The sequence below is a fragment of the Pseudomonas sp. PARCl1 genome (genome assembly GCF_947311875.1).
Lineage (GTDB): Bacteria > Pseudomonadota > Gammaproteobacteria > Pseudomonadales > Pseudomonadaceae > Aquipseudomonas > Aquipseudomonas juntendi.
The window spans coordinates 1-19,305 of record NZ_CAMZMX010000043.1 but is presented as its reverse complement, the minus strand read 5'-3'; the positions used below and the strand labels follow the sequence as shown (position 1 = coordinate 19,305).

Annotated in this window: 14 protein-coding genes; 7 read left to right on the top strand and 7 right to left on the bottom strand. The window is 63.7% G+C overall.

Features of this window, described 5'->3' with window-relative positions:
• Positions 1–64: 64 nt before the first annotated feature.
• The 4 genes from QME24_RS19690 to ppsA all read right to left on the bottom strand — a co-directional run bounded on the left by QME24_RS19690 (position 65) and on the right by ppsA (position 5,268).
• The gene (locus tag QME24_RS19690) at positions 65–1,060 is read right to left on the bottom strand and encodes a zinc transporter ZntB (protein WP_280091527.1); all 996 of its coding nucleotides are present in this window, start codon (positions 1,058–1,060) and stop codon (positions 65–67) included.
• Between the two features lie 27 nt (positions 1,061–1,087).
• Positions 1,088–1,579: a ribonuclease E activity regulator RraA gene (gene rraA / locus QME24_RS19685; protein ID WP_009684023.1), complete on the bottom strand. Its 492-nt coding sequence runs from the start codon at positions 1,577–1,579 to the stop codon at positions 1,088–1,090.
• Positions 1,580–1,798: 219 nt separating this feature from the next.
• Entirely contained in the window at positions 1,799–2,791 is a 993-nt protein-coding gene (locus QME24_RS19680) for an alpha/beta fold hydrolase (protein WP_029887869.1), read from the bottom strand.
• Positions 2,792–2,892: 101 nt separating this feature from the next.
• On the bottom strand, positions 2,893–5,268 hold the full coding sequence (ppsA, locus tag QME24_RS19675; RefSeq protein WP_029887870.1) for a phosphoenolpyruvate synthase: 2,376 nt from the start codon (positions 5,266–5,268) through the stop codon (positions 2,893–2,895).
• Positions 5,269–5,459: 191 nt separating this feature from the next.
• Here ppsA and QME24_RS19670 point away from each other — a divergent pair, with 191 nt between their 5' ends.
• Entirely contained in the window at positions 5,460–6,278 is an 819-nt protein-coding gene (locus tag QME24_RS19670; RefSeq protein WP_012271263.1) for a pyruvate, water dikinase regulatory protein, read from the top strand.
• A 177-nt stretch (positions 6,279–6,455) separates the two neighbouring features.
• Here QME24_RS19670 and QME24_RS19665 read toward each other — a convergent pair whose 3' ends face one another.
• Complete coding sequence (locus QME24_RS19665) at positions 6,456–11,321, bottom strand: NAD-glutamate dehydrogenase (protein ID WP_054905095.1); 4,866 nt, start codon at positions 11,319–11,321, stop codon at positions 6,456–6,458.
• 273 nt (positions 11,322–11,594) lie between these two features.
• On the opposite strand from QME24_RS19665, the gene QME24_RS19660 reads away from it, so the two are divergent.
• Positions 11,595–11,948, top strand: coding sequence for a hypothetical protein (locus tag QME24_RS19660; RefSeq protein WP_054905096.1), 354 nt, complete (start codon positions 11,595–11,597; stop codon positions 11,946–11,948).
• Between the two features lie 28 nt (positions 11,949–11,976).
• Here the strand turns inward: QME24_RS19660 and QME24_RS19655 are convergent, their stop codons facing one another.
• Positions 11,977–12,882, bottom strand: a complete 906-nt coding sequence (locus tag QME24_RS19655; RefSeq protein ID WP_280091529.1) for a LysR family transcriptional regulator — start codon at positions 12,880–12,882, stop codon at positions 11,977–11,979.
• A 132-nt stretch (positions 12,883–13,014) separates the two neighbouring features.
• On the opposite strand from QME24_RS19655, the gene lysA reads away from it, so the two are divergent.
• Positions 13,015–14,247: a diaminopimelate decarboxylase gene (gene lysA / locus QME24_RS19650; protein ID WP_232892857.1), complete on the top strand. Its 1,233-nt coding sequence runs from the start codon at positions 13,015–13,017 to the stop codon at positions 14,245–14,247.
• A 15-nt stretch (positions 14,248–14,262) separates the two neighbouring features.
• Here lysA and QME24_RS19645 read toward each other — a convergent pair whose 3' ends face one another.
• Positions 14,263–15,171, bottom strand: coding sequence for a LysR substrate-binding domain-containing protein (locus tag QME24_RS19645; protein ID WP_192440652.1), 909 nt, complete (start codon positions 15,169–15,171; stop codon positions 14,263–14,265).
• Between the two features lie 199 nt (positions 15,172–15,370).
• Here QME24_RS19645 and QME24_RS19640 point away from each other — a divergent pair, with 199 nt between their 5' ends.
• The 4 genes from QME24_RS19640 (at position 15,371) to QME24_RS19625 (ending at position 19,048) form a co-directional block, all read left to right on the top strand.
• Complete coding sequence (locus QME24_RS19640; protein ID WP_009684032.1) at positions 15,371–16,192, top strand: AraC family transcriptional regulator; 822 nt, start codon at positions 15,371–15,373, stop codon at positions 16,190–16,192.
• A 71-nt stretch (positions 16,193–16,263) separates the two neighbouring features.
• Positions 16,264–16,644: a cupin domain-containing protein gene (locus QME24_RS19635; RefSeq protein WP_192440654.1), complete on the top strand. Its 381-nt coding sequence runs from the start codon at positions 16,264–16,266 to the stop codon at positions 16,642–16,644.
• A gap of 171 nt (positions 16,645–16,815) precedes the next feature.
• Positions 16,816–17,526, top strand: coding sequence for a helix-turn-helix transcriptional regulator (locus tag QME24_RS19630; protein WP_029887877.1), 711 nt, complete (start codon positions 16,816–16,818; stop codon positions 17,524–17,526).
• Between the two features lie 103 nt (positions 17,527–17,629).
• The gene (locus QME24_RS19625) at positions 17,630–19,048 is read left to right on the top strand and encodes a TolC family protein (protein WP_225624712.1); all 1,419 of its coding nucleotides are present in this window, start codon (positions 17,630–17,632) and stop codon (positions 19,046–19,048) included.
• The last annotated feature ends 257 nt before the right edge of the window (positions 19,049–19,305 follow it).

The following is a 19,305-nucleotide window of genomic DNA, read 5'->3' as shown; positions in this document are numbered from 1 at the left end:
TCACACATCCGATTGGCACGAATGTTTCGAATGGTGTGATGTTCGCCTGCAGCCCACCCACGCGTCATACCCACCGCAACCGGCGGAACAACCACCACTGCCCCACCGCCAGCCCCAGCACCACAATGCAGGCGAACAGGAAGCCGTAGGGGTTTTGCGCCCCCGGAATGCCACCGACGTTGATGCCCAGCAACCCGGTGATGAAGCTCATCGGCAGAAAGATGCAGGTGATGATGCCAAAGCGGTACATGGTGCGGTTCATCCGCTCGCTACGGCGACGGTCTTCGCTCTCCAGCACCAGCGCGGCGCGCTCGCGGGTCAGCTCCAGCTCCTCCAGGTAGCGGATCAGGCTGTTGTTCAGCTCGTTCCAGTAATCGGCATCGGCATAGGCGAACCAGCTCCACTTGCTGCGTGATAACTGGGCATAGATTTCCCGTTGCGGGGCCAGGAACCGGCGCAACCCGGCGGCCCGCCGACGGATCTGCTGCAGGCTGCCCTGTTCGGGGGTATACCGTTCGTCGGATTCGACCTTTTCTTCTTCCAGGTCGACCAGTTCGGCGAGATCACTGACCAGGCCCTGCACCTTTTCGGTCAGCAGTTCCCCCATCAGCAGCAGCAGCTCCGATGCGGATGTGGGCCCCCTGCCCTGTTCCAGTAGCTGGAGCACCTCGTCGCTGGCGCGCAGGGGCCGCAACCGCAGCGAGATGACCCGCTGCGCCTCGGCGAAAATGCGCACCGAGACCATGTCTTCCGGCTCGGCGCCCGGGTTCAGGTTGACCCCACGCAAGAACAGCAGCAGCTGTTCATCGGCCATGGGCAGCAAGCGCGGGCGGGTGTTTTCCTCCAGCAGCAGCTCGCTGGCGAACTCGCTGAGGCCGCTTTCATTCAGCAGCCAGGTACGGGTTTGCGGATGGCTGCGGTCCCAGTGCAGCCACAGGCTCTGCTGGGGCTGCAATTGCAGGTCGGCCAGTTCGGTACGGGCAATCGAGCGCGCGCCGCCTTTGCCATCGAGCACCAGGGCATGCACCAGCCCCCACTGCGCGTTGTCTTCCTCGAACATCAAAGCTCCATCAGCGCGTGCGGCGCATCACTCCGGCATTTTCAGCGGGCTTGGCGACACCAGCACGCCATTGTTGTCGGCGTACACATACTCGCCCGGGCGGAACGTCACGCCGGCGAAGGTCACTGCCACGTTGAGGTCGCCGATGCCGCGCTTGTCGGTCTTCATTGGGTGGCTGGCCAGCGCCTGCACGCCGACGTCGGTCTGGATCAATACATCGACGTCGCGTACGCAGCCGTAGATCAACAAGCCTTCCCAGCCGTTCCTGGCAGCCTTTTCGGCAAGCATGTCACCCAGCAATGCGCGACGCAGCGACCCACCGCCATCGACTACCAGCACCTTGCCTTTGCCGTCGAGTTCGACTTGCTCCTTGACCAGCGAGTTGTCCTCGAAGCACTTGATGGTGACGATCTGGCCGCCAAACGAATCACGGCCACCGAAGTTGCTGAACATCGGTTCCAGCACCTGAACCAGGTCCGGGTAGGCGTCACACAGGTCGGGCGTTACGTAATGCTGCATGGGAAGCTCCTGTCAGTCACAACGAAAGCGGGTATCGGCCAAGGCTACACCGTAGAGCCCATTGCAGTCATCCGGGACTAGGTAGTCATGTGTGTTTTGCCTGTGCCGGCCCTATCGCCGGCAAGCCGGCTCCCACAGGATTGTCACAGGTTCGCAGGCTTGTGCAGTACCTGTAGGAGCGGGCGCGCCCGCGAAGAGGCCAGCACAGGCGACGCAAACTCAGCTGACCGGCACAGGCTCTGCAACCACTGTGGACGCATGCACCGGCAACAGCGGGTTACGCAGCCAGCGCTCTACCAGCGGCCACACCTGCACCTGCGCAGCCTTGCTCACCAGCATGTCGACATGCCCGAAGGCTTCAAAACCTTCTTCACGCCCCAGCCGCAGGAACTGCTTGCGCTCGCCCCCCACCTGCTCGAACAGCTTGCGGCAGGCCCACACCGGGTCCTGGAAGTCACCGGCGCCGGCCACTGCCAACAGCGGCACATCAACCTCAGCCAGCCCTGCCCACCAATCCTGCTTCTTGTCGCCAAAACGCCCGAACAAGCCATGCCAGCGCAGGCTTTCCAGGGCCAGCCCCAGGGGTTCGTCCTCTGGCCCACGCTTGAAGCGCGGCCCGGAAATCTGCCCCCAGCGCTTGAGCAGCCACTTCGCGCCCCAGGCCACTGGCGGGACTTTCAACGGCCAGTACACGCGGCTGACCTGTGTGCCGAACAGGGCCACGCTTGCGACCTGGTCGGCGGTCAGAAAACCGCCACCCAAGGCTGCCACCAAGGTTGTTCCACCCAGTGAGTGGCCCACCCAGTGCGGCGCCTGGCCGGCTTTTTCGCGCACGAAGGCGTTGATGGTTGGCAGGTCGTCCCGGGCATAGCCGGCTACGCTGTTGTGGCGCCAGGCTGCATTGCGTGGCGACAGGCCGTGGCCACGCATTTCCGGGATCCATACGTCGAAACCGGCCCGAGCCAGATAGGCCCCCAGGCCGATGCCCTTGGGCGAATACCAGAAACGCCGGTTGGAAAAACTGCCATGCAGCAGAATCACCGGCACGCCCTGGGCGTGCTCCTGGTCGGCCAGCCCCAGGCGGGTAACGGCCAATTCCACACTGGGATCAGGGCTGTTGCCGGCCTTGATCCGGTACACGTCTTCACTGAGGTCGCCGCGGCGCTCGGCACTGAGCAAGGCCACGGGAAATAAACGGCTACTGCTTTGCATAAGGTTGCTTGGTGCACAAAAAAGGGCGGGATCCATTGCTGGAACTCGCCCTGGAAAAAACCAGGCGGGGGCACGCCAGACGCCCCCCGCGTTTTATTGCGTCAGGCTGCGCCCTGGCCTTCGGCGAGGAAGAACCAGGTTTCGAGTACCGAGTCGGGGTTCAGCGACACGCTTTCGATGCCCTGCTCCATCAGCCACTTGGCCAGGTCCGGGTGGTCCGAAGGGCCCTGGCCGCAGATGCCGATGTACTTGCCAGCCTTGTTGCACGCGGCAATGGCGTTGGCCAGCAGCTTCTTCACGGCCGGGTTACGCTCGTCGAACAGGTGGGCAATGATGCCCGAGTCACGGTCCAGGCCCAGGGTAAGCTGAGTCAGGTCGTTGGAGCCGATCGAGAAGCCGTCGAAGTACTCCAGGAATTCCTCGGCGAGAATGGCGTTGGACGGCAGCTCGCACATCATGATCACGCGCAGGCCGTTGTCGCCACGGGCCAGGCCGTTTTCGGCCAGCAGGTCGACGACCTGGCTGGCCTCGCCCAGGGTACGCACGAAGGGCACCATGATTTCAACGTTGGTCAGGCCCATCTCGTTGCGCACGCGCTTGAGCGCGCGGCACTCAAGTTCGAAGCAGTCACGGAACGACTCGCTGATGTAGCGCGAGGCACCGCGGAAGCCCAGCATCGGGTTCTCTTCTTCCGGCTCGTACAGCTTGCCGCCGATCAGGTTGGCGTACTCGTTGGACTTGAAGTCCGACAGGCGCACGATGACCTTTTTCGGGTAGAAAGCCGCGGCCAGGGTGCTGATGCCCTCGACCAGTTTCTCGACGTAGAAGCCGACCGGGTCGTTGTAGCCGGCAATGCGCTTGTCGACACTGTCCTTGAGGTCGGCAGGCAGGCCTGCGTAGTTCAGCAGTGCCTTGGGGTGCACGCCGATCATGCGGTTGATGATGAATTCCAGGCGCGCCAGGCCCACGCCTGCGTTGGGCAACTGGGCAAAATCGAAGGCCCGGTCCGGGTTGCCGACGTTCATCATGATCTTGAACGGCAGCTCGGGCATGGCATCGACCGAGTTCTGCTTGACGTCAAAGCCCAGTTCACCCTCGAAGATGAAGCCGGTGTCGCCTTCGGCGCAGGAAACCGTGACGCCCTGGCCGTCTTTGAGCACCTGGGTGGCGTTGCCGCAACCGACCACGGCCGGAATACCCAGCTCACGGGCAATGATCGCCGCGTGGCAGGTACGCCCACCGCGGTTGGTGACAATGGCGCTGGCGCGTTTCATTACCGGTTCCCAGTCCGGGTCGGTCATGTCGGAAACCAGCACGTCGCCTGGCTGCACCTTGTCCATTTCCGATACATCGTGGATCACGCGGACCTTGCCGGCGCCGATGCGCTGGCCGATGGCACGGCCTTCGACCAGTACCGTGCCCTTTTCCTTCAGCAGGTAGCGCTCCATGACATTGGCGCTGGAGCGGCTTTTCACGGTTTCAGGGCGGGCCTGGACAATGTACAGCTTGCCGTCGTCACCGTCCTTGGCCCATTCGATGTCCATCGGGCGCTGGTAGTGCTGCTCGATGATCATCGCCTGCTTGGCCAGTTCGCTGACCTCGGCGTCGCTCAGGCAGAAGCGCGCACGTTCGGCGCGGTCGACTTCCACGGTTTTCACCGAACGGCCGGCCTTGGCTTCGTCGCCATAGACCATCTTGATCGCCTTGCTGCCCAGGTTGCGGCGCAGGATAGCCGGGCGGCCAGCCTGCAGGGTGTTCTTGTGCACGTAGAATTCGTCAGGGTTGACCGCACCCTGTACCACGGTTTCACCCAGGCCATAGGCGCCGGTGATGAACACCACGTCGCGGAAGCCCGATTCGGTATCGAGGGTGAACATGACACCGGCGGTGCCGGTTTCGGAACGAACCATGCGCTGCACACCGGCAGACAGGGCGACCAGTTTGTGATCGAAGCCCTGGTGCACGCGGTAGGCAATGGCACGGTCGTTGAACAGCGAAGCGAACACTTCCTTGGCCGCGCGGATCACGTTGTCCACGCCGCGGATGTTGAGGAACGTTTCCTGCTGGCCGGCGAACGAGGCGTCCGGCAAGTCTTCAGCAGTGGCAGAGGAGCGCACGGCAACGGCCATGTTGTCGTTGCCAGCGGCCATTTCGGCAAACGCCGTACGGATTTCCGAATCCAGACGCGCCGGGAAGTCGGCTTCCATGACCCACTGGCGGATCTGCGCGCCGGTCTTGGTCAGGGCGTTGATGTCATCCACGTCGAGGGCGTCGAGCGCCGCATGGATTCGGTCGTTGAGGCCACTCTGCTCGAGAAAATCGCGGTACGCCTGCGCCGTAGTGGCAAAGCCGCCCGGCACCGATACACCAGCACCGGCAAGGTTGCTGATCATCTCGCCCAGGGATGCGTTCTTGCCCCCCACATGCTCCACATCATGGACGCCGAGCTTATCGAGGGAAACTACGTACTCTACCAAGGTGATCTCTCCACTAACTGTGTTGGAAAAGCTCAAAGGGCGCCCGCCTGTCCGCTATGACTTGGCCGGGCGTTTGTGGCCTGTACCTGGAAAATAGGCTTTGCAAATGTGGCAGAATGTCGACAACCGCATTCGGCAAACCGAACTTATCATATCCAAGAATCTTCATCAGCTTAAGGCCCAGGTCGCAAATGAAACGAACCGCGTTCTTCATCTCCGATGGCACCGGTATTACAGCCGAAACCTTGGGCCAGAGTCTTCTCGCGCAATTCGAGAGCATCCCGTTCAACAAATTCACCCGGCCGTACATCGATTCGCCCGACAAGGCGCGGACCATGGTCCAGCAGATCAATGCCGCGGCCGAGCGTGACGGGGTGCGCCCGATCATCTTCGACACCATCGTCAACCAGGACATACGTGAGATCCTGGCTACGTCGAATGGCTTCATGATCGACATCTTTTCGTCGTTTTTATCCCCGCTTGAGCAAGAATTGACCGCCCATTCGTCGTATTCCGTGGGTAAGTCCCATTCGATCGGCGGCAATTCCAACTACATGGAACGCATCGAGGCGGTGAACTTCGCCCTGGACAACGACGACGGCGCGCGCACGCACTACTACGACAAGGCCGACCTGATCCTGGTGGGTGTGTCGCGCTGCGGCAAGACCCCAACCTGCCTGTACATGGCCATGCAGTTTGGTATCCGCGCCGCCAATTACCCCCTGACCGAAGACGACATGGAACGCCTGCAGTTGCCGGCAGTGCTGAAAAAGCACCACAACAAGCTGTTCGGCCTGACCATCGACCCTGACCGCCTCACGGCCATCCGCCACGAGCGCAAGCCCAACAGTCGTTACTCAAGCTTTGCCCAGTGCGAGTTCGAGGTGCGCGAGGTAGAGAGTTTGTTCCGCCGGGAGAACATTCCCAACATCAATTCCACGCATTTTTCGGTGGAAGAGATCTCGGCGAAGATCCTGGTGGAGAAAGGCGTGGAGCGGCGGTTCAAGTAGGAAAGCTTCAAGCTTCAAGCTTCAAGCTTCAAGCTTCAAGCTACAAGCTACAAGCTTCAAGAAAAAGCGGGGGCTGTGTACGCGATCTAAACGGTGCTAAAGCCAGAAGCTGCAAGCGAAACCAGTGAGCTCCGCTTGCAGCTTGCAGCTTGTAGCTTGTAGCTTGCAGCTTGCAGCTTAAGAAGGCACCACCGCTGCCTGCCCGCTCATGGCCAGGTCGACCAGCTCGCGGTTGGCCACCGCATACATCGCATAGTCGTTGCCGCTGGCATTGCGCAGGTCATCGAGCATGGCGCGCCAGCGCTCTACCATCACCCGGTGCTGCTCGGCCCACAGCGCCACACGGGCGTCCATGTCTTGCGGCCCGTCGGCCATTTGCAGGACCGAAATGGTGATCGCCCGCTGCTGCAAGTCGATGTCGTCACGGAAGGCCTCGCGGGCCAGCGCCTGCCAGTTATTTTCCACCGGCAGGTTGCTGATTTCCTGCAGGTACCAGGTCAGGTCCAGCGCGCTGCCCACGGCGAAGAACGCCTTGGCCACCTGCGCCGGCTCATGCCCGGTAACGTCAGCTGCTTCGATGATCGGCAGCAACGTGTACAGGTGGCTGGTACCGGCCACCATGCGCGCAAGCAGTTCCGGCACGCCAGCCTCGACGAAGCCCTGGTAGCGCACCATCCAGCGTTCGCGGGTCGGGCCTTCGAGCAACTCATCCAGCTTGAGCCCGAGTTGCGCGATTTTCGGCCCGAAGTGCGCGGTGTCGCGCCCGGCGTCCTGCTCGTTGCGGCGGCTGCGCAGGAACCAGCGGGTCGCGCGGCGGCCCAGGCGCATCAGCTCGTCCATCAAGGTCAGCTGGACCTCCGCCGGCACCTGGTAGTCAAGCGCCTCGATCTGGCGGAACCAGTGCGGCAGGTGGAAGATGTCGCGCACGATCACGTAGGCCCCGGCCACGTTGGCCGGGCTCATGCCGGTCGACTCCTTCAGGCGCTGGACGAAGGTGATGCCCATATTGTTGACCAGGTCGTTGGCGATCTGGGTGCTGACGATTTCACGCTTCAGGCGGTGGCGGCGCATGGATTCGGCGAACTTGCTGACCAGCGACGGCGGGAAGGCGGTTTCCATGTCGCGGGTCAGGTAGTCGTCGTCGGGTACCTGCGACTTCAGCAACTGCTCCTTGAGGTCGATCTTGCTGTACGAGATCAGCACCGACAGCTCGGCACGGGTAAGGCCATGGCCGGCGGCCAGGCGTTCGGCCAGTTGCTCCTCGGACGGCAGGAACTCGATGGCACGGTCCAGCTTGCCCCGCGCCTCCAGGTCAGCCATCAGGCGCTTGTACTCGGCAATGCGTTCGCGGGCGCGGCGGGCGGCCAGCGACAGCGCCTGGGTCTGCTTGTAGTTGTTGCCCAGCACCAGGCTGGCGACTTCATCGGTCATGCTGCCGAGCAACTGGTTACGCTGCTTCTCGGTCATGTCGCCACCCTGCACCACTTCATTGAGCAGGATCTTGATATTGACCTCGTGGTCAGAGCAGTCCACGCCGCCGGCGTTGTCGATGAAGTCGGTGTTGGTCGCCCCGCCGTGCAGGCCGAACTCCACCCGGCCAAGCTGGGTCATGCCCAGGTTGCCACCCTCGCCCACCACCTTGCAGCGCAGCTCGTTGCCGTTGACCCGCAGCGCGTCGTTGGCCTTGTCGCCGACGTCGGCGTGGCTTTCGCTGCTGGCCTTGACGTAGGTGCCGATCCCGCCATTCCACAGCAGATCGACCGGGGCCTTGAGCAACGCGTTCAGCAACTCGGTCGGGGTCAGGCGGTCGGCTTCGATGGCGAAGCGTTCCTTCATCTGCGGGCTGATGGCAATGCTCTTGGCGCTGCGCGGGAAGATGCCACCGCCTTCGGACATGATGCTGGTGTCGTAGTCGGTCCAGGCCGAGCGCGGCAGGTCGAACAGGCGCTTGCGCTCGGCGAAGCTGGAAGCCGGCTCGGGGTTGGGGTCGATGAAGATGTGCAGGTGGTTGAACGCGGCCACCAATTGCAGCTTGTCGGACATCAGCAGGCCGTTGCCGAATACGTCGCCGGCCATGTCCCCCACACCGATGACGGTGATCGGGTCTTCCTGCACATTGATGCCGCGCTCACGGAAGTGCCGCTGCACGCCGACCCAGGCGCCGCGGGCGGTAATGCCCATTTTCTTGTGGTCGTAGCCGGCCGAACCGCCCGAGGCGAAGGCGTCGCCCAGCCAGAAACCGTAGTCGATGGCAATGCCGTTGGCGATGTCGGAGAAGGTCGCGGTACCCTTGTCGGCCGCCACCACCAGGTACGGGTCGTCATCGTCGTGGCGCACCACGTTGGCCGGCGGCACCACGCCGCCATCCTTGAGGTTATCGGTGATGTCGAGCAAGCCGGAAATGAAGATGCGGTAGCACGCCACGCCTTCGGCCGCGATCTCGTCACGGCTGCCGCCCAGCGGCAGGCGCCGCGGCAGGAAGCCGCCCTTGGCACCCACCGGCACGATCACCGAGTTCTTCACCTGCTGGGCCTTGACCAGGCCGAGCACTTCGGTGCGGAAGTCTTCTTCGCGGTCGGACCAGCGCAAGCCACCACGGGCCACGTTGCCAAAGCGCAGGTGCACGCCCTCGACCCGCGGCGAATAGACGAATATCTCGAACTTGGGCACCGGCTTGGGCAGCTCGGGAATCAGCCGCGGGTTGAACTTGAAGCTGAAATACGACTTGTTCTGGCCGTTGGCGTCCGGTTGGTAGAAGTTGGTGCGCAGGGTGGCCTTGATCAGGTCCAGGTAGCGGCGCAGGATGCGGTCTTCGTTGAGTACCTGCACCTCGTCCAGCGCGGTCAGAATGGCCTGTTCCAGGCGCTGCTGCTTGTCGTCCAGGTCGTCCTGGGTCAGCTTGCGCGCCAGGTAGAAGCGGGTCTTGAACAGCCGGGTCAACTCACGGGCGATGTCGGTGTGGTTGTTCAGGGTGCTGGCGATGTAGCCAAGGTCGAAGCCCAGGCGGATCTGCTTGAGGTAACGGGCGTAGGCACGCAGCAGTGCCACGTCGCGCCAAGGCAGGCCGGCGGTCAGCACCAGGCGGTTGAAGGCATCGTTCTCGGCATCGCCGCGCACGATATGGATGAACGCGTCCTGCAGGGTGTCATTGAGCTGCTGGATATCCAGGCTAAGGCCTTCGCTGTAGGTGAAGGCGAAGTCGTGGATCCAGTACTCACGGCCACTGGCATGGCGCAGCCGGTACGGGAACTCGCCGAGTACGCGCAGGCCGAGGTTTTCCAGAATCGGCAACACATCGGACAGCGCCAGCGGAGTGTCCACGTGGTACAGCTTGCAGTGCAGGATGCGCTCGCCGACCTGGGTCAACGGCTGGTAGAAGCTCATCGCCAGGGGCTTGCTTTCCGACAGGTTGAGCACGTGCTGCAGGTCGACCACCGCCGAATGGGCGGCGAAACGCTCGCGGTAGCCCGCCGGGAAGCCGGTGGGGAAGTCGGCCAGGATGTTGGTGCCCTGGGCTTCGCCGAAGTTCTCCACTACCAGCGCAGAATAGTCGTCGCGCCACGAGCGGCAGGCCTGCACCACTTCGCGCTCCAGCTGCTGCGGGTCGATGTCGATGCGGTTTTTCGGGTCGACCCGCAGAATCAACTGCACGCGGGCCAGCACCGACTCGGAGAAGAACGTCCAGAACTCGCAGTCGCTGGCCTTCAGGCGCTCCATCAATACCTGCTGGATCTTCTGCCGCACTTCGGTGGAGTAGATTTCCCGCGGCACGTAGGCCAGGCAGTAGCAGAAGCGGCCGTACGGGTCCTTGCGCAGGAACACGCGGATCTTGTTGCGCTCCTGGATCTGCACGATCGCCATGACCGTGGTGAACAGCTCGTCGATCGGCGTCTGGAACAGGTCGTCGCGCGGCAGCACCTCAAGCACCTGGGCCAGCTCCTTGCCCAGGTGAGCCTTGGGATCGAAGCCCGAGCGGCGCTCCACTTCCGCGACCTTGCCGCGGATGTACGGTATGGCATGCACGCTTTCGCCGTACACCGACGAGGTGTACAGGCCCATGAAGCGGTGCTCCTTGATGACCTTGCCGTCGGCGTCCAGCTGGCGGATCGAGACGTAGTCCGGGTAGGCCGGGCGGTGCACGCGGCTGGGCAGCGCGGCCTTGGCGAACGACAGCAGCAGCGGCTCGTTGAGGTAAGCCACGGCGTAGTCTTCGATGCGCAGTTCGTCGGCCGTCAGGCCCACACGCAGGCGGCGCGGCAGGCCGAGGAACGACTGTTCGTCGTAGACCATCTGGCCGCCATCGGCGGTGCTGGCAACGGTGAATTCCTCATAGCCGAGGAAGGTGAAGTGGTTGTCCAGCAGCCACTCGAGGAAGGCCTTGACCTCGCCCTTCTCGTTTTGCGCCGGGCCGAACGCGGTTTGCTCCACCTTGGCGAGCACTTCCTGCAGCTTGGCTTTCATCGGCTCGAAGTCGGCAACCGCCACCCGAACCTCAGCCAGCACCTGTTCGATCTCGCGGGTCAACACGGCCAGTTCGGCGGCGTTGGCGCAGCGGTCGATCTCCAGGTACATCAGCGACTCGTGCTGCACCCCCTCGCCCCGGCTGCCCTTGGGCAGCAGCTCCAGCAGCTCGCCGTTGGCGCCCCGGCGCACGCTGAGCACGGTGGTTTGCAGGGTGTGGATGCTATAGCCGCGGCGGTTGAGCTCGGTACGTACCGAGTCGACGAGAAACGGCAGGTCGTGGTGCAGCACCTCGACCACGGTGTGGGTCGACTGCCAGCCGTTGCGTTCGTAATCGGGGTTGTACACGCGTACTTGCGGGGACTCGGGGTCGAAACGCTCGATGATGCGCCAGGCCGACAGGGTGCAGCCGGCCAGGTCGGAAAGCCTGCGCTGGGTAAGTTCGTCCAGAGAGATGATGCCGAAGAACTGATCGGCGAACAGCGCCACTTGTGGCAGGGACTGTTCGCTGATGTGCTGCGCCAGGGCCGCTTGCAGTTGGTGCTGGAAGTCGGCTTTGCTGGCTGCGGTGAAGAACGCCATCTGTGGTACTCCGCTTGGGCTTTGTAATAGTTGAAGCGTCGCTGCGTGCGCCATTTACGGATCAACGATAGCCAACCCGTGGCAAGGCGGACGGTAAAAACCAGAGGTGGAACGTGCGCAGGCACGCCCGGGCTTGGCGAAGCTTAACGACTGATCGGTCATCAAGGCTTGCAGCGCTGCGACAATTTCGGTCAAGGGGCGGTAACTTTACGTTTATGCATGTAGCCAAGACTGTCAGAATTCCCTTCCGTTTCCTTTGATCCGAGCCTGCTCATGCAAATCAACACCGCCCTGCTGTTCGCCACCCCTTGCGATGACGAGGAAGACAACATGGCGACCCTGTGCTGCCACAGCGACAAGGGCCAGATGTTCCTGCTTACCCGCTACCCGGACGAAGACACCGTCGACCTGACCCTGGATGACGAGCCGTCGACGCTGGACGGGCTGAAAGTGACCTTGAGTGCCAAGCGCCTGCTGATCGAAGTGGCCGCCGGTGACCGCGATGCGCTGAAGGGGGGTGAGGTGCTGGAAATCAACCTGACCAGCGACCTCAGTGACCTGGATGAGGTGAAGGAAACCCTGGAGAACATCCTGGCCGGCACTGGCACCTTCGTCTGCGAGCTTTAGGGCTTCACACGCCGCGCGTCGCCCCTGCTCATGCCAGCGCTTGTTGCATTGCTTTAGCCTGCGCCCGCAATGCCTCACAAAACGGCTCCACCGCAGCCGAAGCCGGCCGATGATCCGGGCGGATCAGCATCACCTGGTATGGCACCGATACCCGCAACGGCCGGATCGGCAGCCCGCCCTGCGCGGCCTCCAGGCCGCTCAGCGGGTTGATGATGGCAACCCCCAGGCCCTGGCGCACCATGGCGCAGACCGAGGCCGCACTGGTCGTCTCGATCACCGTGCGGCGGTTCACACCCGCCGCGCGAAAGTGCTGGTCCAGTTGCTGGCGGTAGGTGTCCAGGCTGGCCAGGTTGATGAAATCGACTTCGTGAAAATCGCTCAACGCCAGCTCGGCCTTGGCCTGCAACGGGTGGTGTTCGGGCAGCACGCACACCATGTTGGCGCTGAACAGCCGCTCCCCATACGCCCCGCGCGGTATCTGCTCGACCTCGGTCAGGCCCAGGTCGTGCTGCTGGGCCACCAGTGACTCCTCCAGCAACGGCGATTCCTGGGCCAGAATGCTCACACTCACCCCCCGGTGCTGCCGGTGAAAGCGCTGGCAGGCCTTGGGCAGCAGGGTTTGCGAGAACAGCGGCAGGCAGGTGATGGCCAACCGGCCTTGCTCGAAATTGCGAATGGCCTGGGCAAAGCGGTCAATCCGCTCCAGCCCGACATAGGCGCGCTCCACCTCCTCGATCAACAGCAGTGCCTGGGCTGTCGGCACCAGCCGCCCACCTTCGCGCTGGAACAGGTTCAGCCCGGTGACCTGCTCCAGCCGGGCCAGCTCGCGGCTGACGGTGGGCTGCGAAGTGAACAGCAGGCGAGCTGCGGCGGTGACGCTGCCCGCCGCCATGATGGCGCGGAACACTTCGATATGGCGAACGGACAATTTCACGGCAACGCCCTGCGTAATGACAGTAGCCATATCAGATATGAATGGCCGACAGAAAAATAGCTATTTTTCTGAATTCCTGCTTTATCGCATCCTGCTTTCCTTCCTGGTATCACCTGAGCGAGTAGCGCCAACATGACAACATCCTTCACCCTCCTGGCCGAGGCAGTGCGCCAACATGGCTCGCCGTTGTGGGCCTACGACACCGGCACCATCGCAGAGCGTGTCGAACAGCTGAAGGTGTTCGACACTGTACGCTTCGCCCAGAAAGCCAACCCGAACCTGCACGTGCTGCGCCTGATGCGTAGCCACGGCCTGGTGCTGGACGCCGTGTCGCTGGGCGAGATGGAGCGGGCCTTCGCTGCCGGCGCCAGCGTTCAGGGCGACCCGGCCGGCGTGGTGCTGACCTGCGATGCACTGGACCGGCCTACCCTGGAGCGGGTGGTGGCAGAAAAGATCGAAGTGAACGCCGGCTCCATCGACATGCTGCGCCAGCTGGGCGAGCGCTCCCCTGGCCACCGCGTGTGGGTCCGCATCAACCCCGGCTTTGGCCACGGCCATAGCCGCAAGACCAACACCGGCGGTGAAAACAGCAAGCACGGCATCTGGCATGAGCAGCTGGACGAAGCGCTGGGCGTGATCAAGGCACACGGCCTGCACCTGGTCGGCGTGCACATGCACATTGGCTCGGGCGTGGATTACCAGCACCTGGAACAGGTAGCCCGCTCGATGATCGAGCTGGTCGGCCGCCTGGGGGTGGACATCGAGGCGTTTTCCATCGGGGGCGGGCTTTCCACCCCCTACCGCAGCAGCGACAAGCCGGTCGACCTGCAGCGCTACGCCCAGACCTGGGCAGTGGCACGCAAGGAAATCGAAGCGATGCTCGGCCACCCGGTGCGTATGGAGATCGAACCCGGCCGCTTCCTGGTGGCCGAGTGCGGCTACCTGGTGGCCGAGGTGCGGGCGGTGAAACAGGTGGGGCGCAATACCTTCGTGATGATCGACGCCGGCTTCAATGACCTGATGCGCCCGGCCATGTACGGCGCCTACCACGGCATGACCCTGCTCGATGCCAACGGCCAGCCGGTGGAGCGCCCACGCCAGCCAACCGTGGTGGCCGGGCCGCTGTGCGAGTCGGGTGACGTATTCACCCAGGACGACCAGGAACTCACCCCGCAAGACCTGCCGCAAGCACAGGTGGGCGACCTGCTGGTGATCCACGATGCCGGGGCCTATGGCGCATCGATGTCGTCCAACTACAACAGCCGGCCACTGCTGCCAGAGTTCCTGATCGAGAACGGCGCGCTGCGAATGATCCGCCGGCGGCAGACCGTGCAGGACCTGCTGGACCTGGAAGCGGGCCTTTAAGCGCCCTTCTGCCGGCTAGGCCATACCGCCCATGTAGTGCTCCAGGCGGCCGCGCAGCCAGCGTTCGGCCGGGTCATTGTCGGTAGTGCTCAGCCAGACCATGGCCAGCTCCAGCGCCGTGGCCGCGAACGGCAGTTGCTCGGCCTGCAGGTTGCCCCAGCGCTCCATCCCCTGGGCCGCGTAATCGGGGCAGCAGGCCAGCAGTTCGGTACCGGCCAGGATCGCCGGCAGCGTACTGAATTGCGGCACCGACAACACCACCTGGCGTTCGCGCCCCAACTCCTTGAGCCAGTCATCGACTACACCGAGGGTATTGGCCGTAGGCGAGACCTGAACGTGCGGGCGGGCGCAGAACTCATCCAACGTCAACGGCCTGGTGGATTTGTCGGCGCGCACCACCCTGGCCTGCATGCTGCGCAATACCTTGCGCTTGGCATTGGCCGGCAGGCCCCGGGTCTGGCTGATGCCGACCGTGACATCCCCCGCCGCCAGCAAGTCGGGAATGCGCCAGTAATCCACGTGCTGCACGACCACCACCACGTTCGGCGCCTCGACCCGCAGCGCCCGCAACAAGGGCGGCAACAGCCCGGACTCGACGTCATCGGACAAACCGATGCGAAAGGTCATCTTGCTGGAAAGTGGGTCGAAGTCGTGGGTCAGGCTAAGGGCCACAGACATCGCATCCAGGGCCGGGGTGAGGTGCTTGATCACTTCCTGGGCGCGGGCCGATGGCTCCATGCGGTTGCCCACACGGATCAGCAACGGGTCATTGAACATCACCCGCAACCTCGCCAGCGCAGCGCTGACCGTAGGTTGGGCGACGAACAGCTTTTCTGCGGCGCGGGTAAGGTTGCGCTCCTGCATCAGCGCTTCGAACACCACCATCAGGTTGATATCGGCTTTGCGCAGTTCGTTGCGGTTCATTGGCGCTCCCGGCCCATTGTGGTTGTGCTTGCTCGATTTCAGCACTGACAAGCACCCTGGTCGAGTCAACGTTGGTAGATAACCTGGCAGGGCGGCCCTTGGCGGCGACCCGATTGCCCGACAGCGGACAGTCCGGTTACCCTTCCTTCTCCTCCCCTCACGGCCGCCCCAGCCGTGCTCCGCCCAGGCTCCCACCGCGATGAACCGTAAAGCTGACCCGCCACCGTCCGACTGGGTAATCCGCAGCGACCAGCCGGGCGGCATCGAGCGTATCGAGGCCTGGTTCGGCAGCCACGGTTACGACCCGCATCGCCACGATACCTACTCGGTCGGGCGAACCCTGGCCGGCGTGCAAAGCTTCCATTACAAGGGCTCGCTGCGCCACGGCATACCCGGCAACACCCTGGTGCTGCACCCGGACGAGCTGCATGACGGCATGGCCGGCACCAACGCAGGCTTTCGCTACCGCATGGCTTACGTAGACCCGGCCCTGATCCAGAACGTGCTGGGTGGCCAGCCGCTGCCCTTCATCGCTGGCGGGCTGTCCAGCGACCCACGGCTGTACCAGGCCAGCGAGGCACTGGTACAGGCCGTGGACCACCCGTTGGAGCCGCTGGAGCAGCAGGACGCCCTGTACGACCTGGCCATGGCCTTGTTGGCGGTCGGCGGCAAACCACGCGGGCGCAAGCGCCTGGACTACCAAGCCGCCGAACGTGCCCGGGCTTTCATCATGGCGCACCTGCACCAGAGCATTACCCTGGACATGCTCGAACAGGCCAGCGGCCGCGAGCGCTGGAGCCTGTCGCGTGATTTTCGCACGCTGTACGGCACCAGCCCCTACCGCTTCGTCACCTTGCGCCGCCTGGACTGTTTGCGGCGCATGGTGGTCGACGGCTTCAGCCTGGTCGATGCGGCGCTTGCTGCCGGCTTTCATGACCAGAGCCACATGACGCGGCATTTCACCCGTTGCTATGGGGTGCCGCCCTTGCGTTGGCTGGAGCGCCTGCGCCCCACCCGCTGACTTGCAGGATCGTACAAGATGCCCATGTTGCAGACCGTTAGGCTGGCCACTCCACTCAACGAGGAATTGTCATGTCTGAAGCCCGTATCCCCTCCCAGCCTGCCAACCTGCTGCACAAAGCGTCGCTGATCGAGCAGCAGTGGAGCCCCAGGGTCGTTGCCGAAATGAACGACTACCAATTCAAGGTGGTGCGCATTGAAGGCGAATTCATCTGGCATGCACACCCGGAAACCGACGAAGCATTTCTGGTGCTGGAGGGTGTTTTGCGCATCGATCTGCCCGGTGGCTGTGTGCACGTCAATCCCGGTGAGCTGTACGTCGTGCCGCGCGGTATCGAACACAGGACAGCCGCAGAGGGCGAAGCAAAACTGATGATGATCGAGCCCCGCGGCATTCTGAACACCGGGCATGAGGGCGGCGAGCGCACCGCCGTCAATGATGTCTGGATCTGACAACAGAAGCCGCTTTACTTGTTGTGCGTAGCACTCGCTTGGCAATAATTCACCACGTTCAACTGCCAAACAGCCATTTTGCGTCTTGGTCACCCCTTTTCCATGCCTACCATCGCAACCCGATGAAAATCCACCGCCGTATAATTGGATCCAATATCGAGGATGCCTTGAATGCGAACACTGGAAATGGACTACGGCCACGGCGACCAAGTCGCCAGCCATTGCCACGCTGAAGACCAGCTGATCTATGCCGCCAGCGGGGTAATGCGGGTCAGCAGCGCGGGAGGCGACTGGGTGATCCCCGGCGGGCATGCACTGTGGGTGCCTGCCGGGGTCAGCCACGCCATCCGCATGCAGGGCGTGGTGAGCATGCGCACGTTGCTGCTCGACGCCGGCATCGCGTGCTGCCAGGTCATCGTGGTATCCGGCTTGCTGCGCGAACTGATCCTGGCCGCGTCACGCATGCTCGACCGGCGTGACGGCGAGCATGCGCGGGCATTGATCCTGAACGAGTTGTCCGCCGCTCGGCGCATCCATGCCTTCGTGCCCACGCCCTCGCACCCGCGCTTGCGTGCCTGGTGCGAGGGCTTTCTCCAGTACCCGGCCCAGGACCTGACGCTGGCGCAGTGTGGCGCGCAGTTGAACCTGAGTGCGCGCAGCGTGGCGCGGCTGTTTCAACGCGAACTGGGCATGTCGTATGGCGAGTGGCGCGCCCGCGCGCGGGTAATGCTCAGCCAGCAATGCCTGGCGCAGGGTCAGCCGATCCTCAACGTGGCGCTGGAGCACGGTTACCAAAGTGCAAGCGCGTTCACCGCCATGTTCAAGCGCATCCTCGGCTACGCGCCGAGTGACTGGCAGCACAACCTCACACGCGGCCACTGAACAGCAGGTTGTCCCGCTTGCGCGCAGGCTTGTCCTGCTTGCGACAGCGCCGCTTCCCCGTCCCTGGTTAACCTCGCATCACCCTCTTCAAGTGGCCTGTGTGATGCCTTTACTGCACTTTTCTCCCTTCGCTGCCCGGCTGGGCGCCACGCTCGCCGTGCTCGGTGCCCTCACGGCGTGCACGCGGCAGCCGGCCCCCGCCGCGCCGCCACCCGTGCTGCAGGCAAACCCGCTGGCAGACCTGCCGGCGGGGGTCAGCCAGCAGCCGTTACCCGCGCAATGGTGGGCGCTGTTCCAGGACCCGCAACTCAACCACTGGGTACAGCTGGCCCTGGCGCATAACCAGGACCTGGCCCAGGCAGACGCCACTGTGCAGGCCATGCTGGCGGGTATCGGTGAATTCGACGCGCGCCGCTGGCCCGCCACTGCAGTGGAGGTTGGCGCAACCTATGGCAAGAGCGCCGATGACCAGACCCTGGCCGAGGCCACTGACAGCCATGCGCCGTCACAATGGCAATTCAGCCCCGGCATCGAGCTGGCCTACCAGGTGGATGTCTGGGGCCAGGTACGTGCGGCCATCGAGCGTGCCCGGGCTCAAGCCGATGCCAGCGCTGCAGCACGGGACCTGGTACGCCTGCAGGTGGTCACCCAGACCAGCCGCGCCTACCTGGCTCAATGCGTGTATGGCGCACGCCTGGCCCAGGCCAGGCAGTCGTTGCAAAGCCTCGAGCGCAGCGTGCAATTGAGTGAACGCCAGCAACAGGCCGGCGTGGCAACGGCGCTCGACAGCGAGCGCCTGCTGGGCTTGCGTGAGCAGGTGCGGGCGCAACTGCCGATGCTCGTTGCCAGGCGGCAAATGGCGCTCTACGAACTGGCCATGCTCAGTGGCCAGGCGGCTGCGGCACCGGTAGGCGACTGCAGCGCCATCCCCACGGTGTCGGTGCCGCTACCGCTTGGCGATGGGTGGCGCCTGCTCGAGCGAAGGCCGGATCTGCGCCAGGCAGAACGGGAACTGCGCGCTGCTGCGCTGGAGACCGAAATCGCCCGGGCGGACCTGTACCCGAAGGTCAGCTTCGGCGCCTCGTTGACCTCCTCCGCCGCTCACCTGGCCGACCTCGGCGACAGCCGCGCAGTGATGTTCGGGATCGGCCCGCTGATTCACTGGCAGTTTCCCAACCTGAAGGCCAATCGCGCGCGCGTTGGCAAGGCCCGAGCATTGCGGCAGGCGCAGGTCGCCCGCTACCAGGGCGTGGCATTGAATGCGCTGAAGGACGTGCGCCAGGCGCTGGCGGGTTACGCCGGTGAGCGGCAGCGCCTGCAGGCACTGGAGGCAGCGCTTGGCCATAGCCAGCGGGGCTTTGCCCTGGCCCAGAACAACTACCGCGCTGGCACGGCTGACGGCCTGGCATTGCTCGACAGCGAACGCGAACTGATCCGCCTGCGCGCCAGCCAGGTCGAGGCCCAAGGGCGCCTGGCGCAGGCACAGGTCAATCTGTTCCGCGCGCTAGGTGGTCGGTGGTAGCGCGCAGCAACAACCCACAGGGACCGCGCTGGGCCTAGAGCCTTTTCAATGATCAGGGGGTCGCTGCCCTGTAACAAACGCCAAGGCCAGCGCGGTCCCTGTGGGAGATTCTATGGTTCCTGGCAAGGGTAGCCGGAGCATCTTCAGCGCCTGTGAGATCGAGCGCCGCCCGCGCGGCGCATCGCGAGCTGCGCTCGCTCCTTGTATGTTGTGACTGGCCTGGCGGGAGAAGTTATTCTCGTCAGGCTGAAGAAGCA